We start from the raw sequence: 2,367 nt of genomic DNA, 5'->3' as shown, positions 1-2,367 counted from the left end.
GCCATCAGTATGGACGGCAAGGGCTGCTGGCGCGACAACGTGTTCGTTGAGCGCCTTTGGCGCTCGGTGAAATACGAGGAGGTATATCTGCACGCCTACGCATCGGTCCCCGAGGCCCGCGCCGGCATCGGCCGATACTTCGCATTTTATAATGGCATCCGGCCGCACTCAGCTCTTGGCGGCCGCACGCCCGACCAGATATACTTCGACCAGCCGCTTCTCGCAGCGGCATGATCAACCAGCGGCGATCCACTTATCCAAGCCGCGAGCCTGTGCAGACGACCGGAGCCACCTCTGTGGCGCCCTACGTGAAAGCACAGAAGACCGACGACCGTGATGCGGAGGCGATCGCCGAAGCCGCGACCCGACCGACGATGCGCCTGGTCACGCTCAAGACCGAGGCGCAGCTCGATCTGCAGGTGTTGCACCGAGCACGCGAGCGCCTAGTTGCAGGCCGGACGAGACTGACCAATCAGCTTCGGGCCGTATTGCTGGAGCGCGGCGTGATCCTGCCCAAGCGTCGCTCGTGCCTTGCCAAGCGGTTGGACGAGATGATGACGGAGGGTGAGCTGAAGATCAGTCCCCGCGCGCTCAGGTTGTTGCAGGATTTACGCGAAGAGTGGGCGAGCCTGGACCGGCGGATCGGTTCCTACGATGACGAGCTCGCCGCGCTGACCCGCGATGACGAACAGGCGAGACGGTTGGCGACGATCCCCGGGATCGGAACGATNCACGCGAGCGCCTAGTTGCAGGCCGGACGAGACTGACCAATCAGCTTCGGGCCGTATTGCTGGAGCGCGGCGTGATCCTGCCCAAGCGTCGCTCGTGCCTTGCCAAGCGGTTGGACGAGATGATGACGGAGGGTGAGCTGAAGATCAGTCCCCGCGCGCTCAGGTTGTTGCAGGATTTACGCGAAGAGTGGGCGAGCCTGGACCGGCGGATCGGTTCCTACGATGACGAGCTCGCCGCGCTGACCCGCGATGACGAACAGGCGAGACGGTTGGCGACGATCCCCGGGATCGGAACGATCAACGCCACCGCGCTCCTGGCTGCCGTCGGCGACGCTTCCGCGTTCGCAAAGGGTCGCGATCTGGCGGCCTGGCTCGGGCTGACGCCGCGACAGCATTCTACCGGCGGCAAGACCAAGCTGCTGGGCATCAGCAAGCGCGGCAACAAATATCTGCGAACGCAACTGATCCACGGCGCTCGATCTGCCTTGGTCCATTTTACGAAGCGGCAGACGCCAATCGGGGCATGGGTGCGTCAGATGCTCACCCGCGCGCATCCCAACGTCGTGGTCGTCGCACTCGCCGCCAAGCTGGCGCGTATCGCATGGGCGGTGCTGCGACACGGTCGCGATTATGATCATGGGCCAGCGATGGCCTGATTCAGGGTTCGCGGCCGCCGCTCGGGCTGCCGTGCACGATGTCTGTGGAGGTGGAAGATAGATGGCTTAACGGTCGAACCGGCGCCCCGGCAGCCTGACTAAAAATGTGGTGTACGACACCGCGAACTTTATGAGGCCCGGAGCGCGCGGAACCCATCTTGGCCAAGGCTCGACCTTGAGACCGGATACGTTGATGCAGACCAGCAAGCTGTCAAAAAATCACCCTTGCAGACGGGGCGGGCCATACGTTTTTAGACACGGTCGCGATTATGATCATGGGCCAGCGATGGCCTGATTCAGGGTTCGCGGCCGCCGCTCGGGCTGCCGTGCACGATGTCTGTGGAGGTGGAAGATAGATGGCTTAACGGTCGAACCGGCGCCCCGGCAGCCTGACTAAAAATGTGGTGTACGACACCGCGAACTTTATGAGGCCCGGAGCGCGCGGAACCCATCTTGGCCAAGGCTCGACCTTGAGACCGGATACGTTGATGCAGACCAGCAAGCTGTCAAAAAATCACCCTTGCAGACGGGGCGGGCCATACGTTTTTTACGCGTGATCCCGTGCCGGGCGAAGAAGCGGTGCAGCGTCGAGATCGCCACTGTCACGCCCGCTTGGCCCAGTTCGCGCCGCAACTCGTCCAGCGTGATGTCGCGGCGTGCGTCATGCAGCGCCAGGACCGTGTCCCGGTGCGACTCGATCCGGCGTGACCGCGTGTCTCCGCCCTGCGGCTTGGCGGCATAGCCACCCGTATTGCGACGCTGGTCGTGCCAGCGGATCACCGTCGAGGCCGCAACCCCGAACCGCCTCGCTGCAGCCCGGCAACTCAGCCCTTCGTCGACCGCGGCCAGTGCCCGCGAACGCAGATCCATTGATAATGGCTTGCCCATCCATGCCGACCTCCATCCAGCCAGCACCCTGAATCAGATCCGCACGCTTATGGGAATCCCTGATCGACTCACATCGGGCGGAATTCGCTCTA

Annotated in this window: 2 protein-coding genes and 2 pseudogenes; 3 read left to right on the top strand and 1 reads right to left on the bottom strand. The window is 63.3% G+C overall.

The features are described 5' to 3' along the window. The 3 genes and pseudogenes from EAH84_RS15820 to EAH84_RS15810 all read left to right on the top strand — a co-directional run. The coding region (locus EAH84_RS15820) for an integrase core domain-containing protein (RefSeq protein ID WP_140867210.1) at positions 1–234 on the top strand (234 nt) is incomplete at its 5' end. A 71-nt stretch (positions 235–305) separates the two neighbouring features. Continuing rightward, positions 306–524 (top strand): annotated as a pseudogene (locus EAH84_RS16690) (IS110 family transposase); the annotation flags it as partial. Between the two features lie 263 nt (positions 525–787). Continuing rightward, complete coding sequence (locus tag EAH84_RS15810; RefSeq protein ID WP_241656667.1) at positions 788–1,387, top strand: IS110 family transposase; 600 nt, start codon at positions 788–790, stop codon at positions 1,385–1,387. Between the two features lie 525 nt (positions 1,388–1,912). Here EAH84_RS15810 and EAH84_RS15805 read toward each other — a convergent pair. Beyond that, positions 1,913–2,275, bottom strand: a pseudogene (locus EAH84_RS15805) (helix-turn-helix domain-containing protein); the annotation flags it as partial. Between the last annotated feature and the right edge of the window lie 92 nt (positions 2,276–2,367).

This window comes from Sphingomonas oligophenolica, assembly GCF_006438955.1.
Classification (GTDB): domain Bacteria; phylum Pseudomonadota; class Alphaproteobacteria; order Sphingomonadales; family Sphingomonadaceae; genus Sphingomonas; species Sphingomonas oligophenolica_A.
Note: the sequence above shows the minus strand (reverse complement) of the source record. Positions and strands in the feature narration are given on the sequence as shown.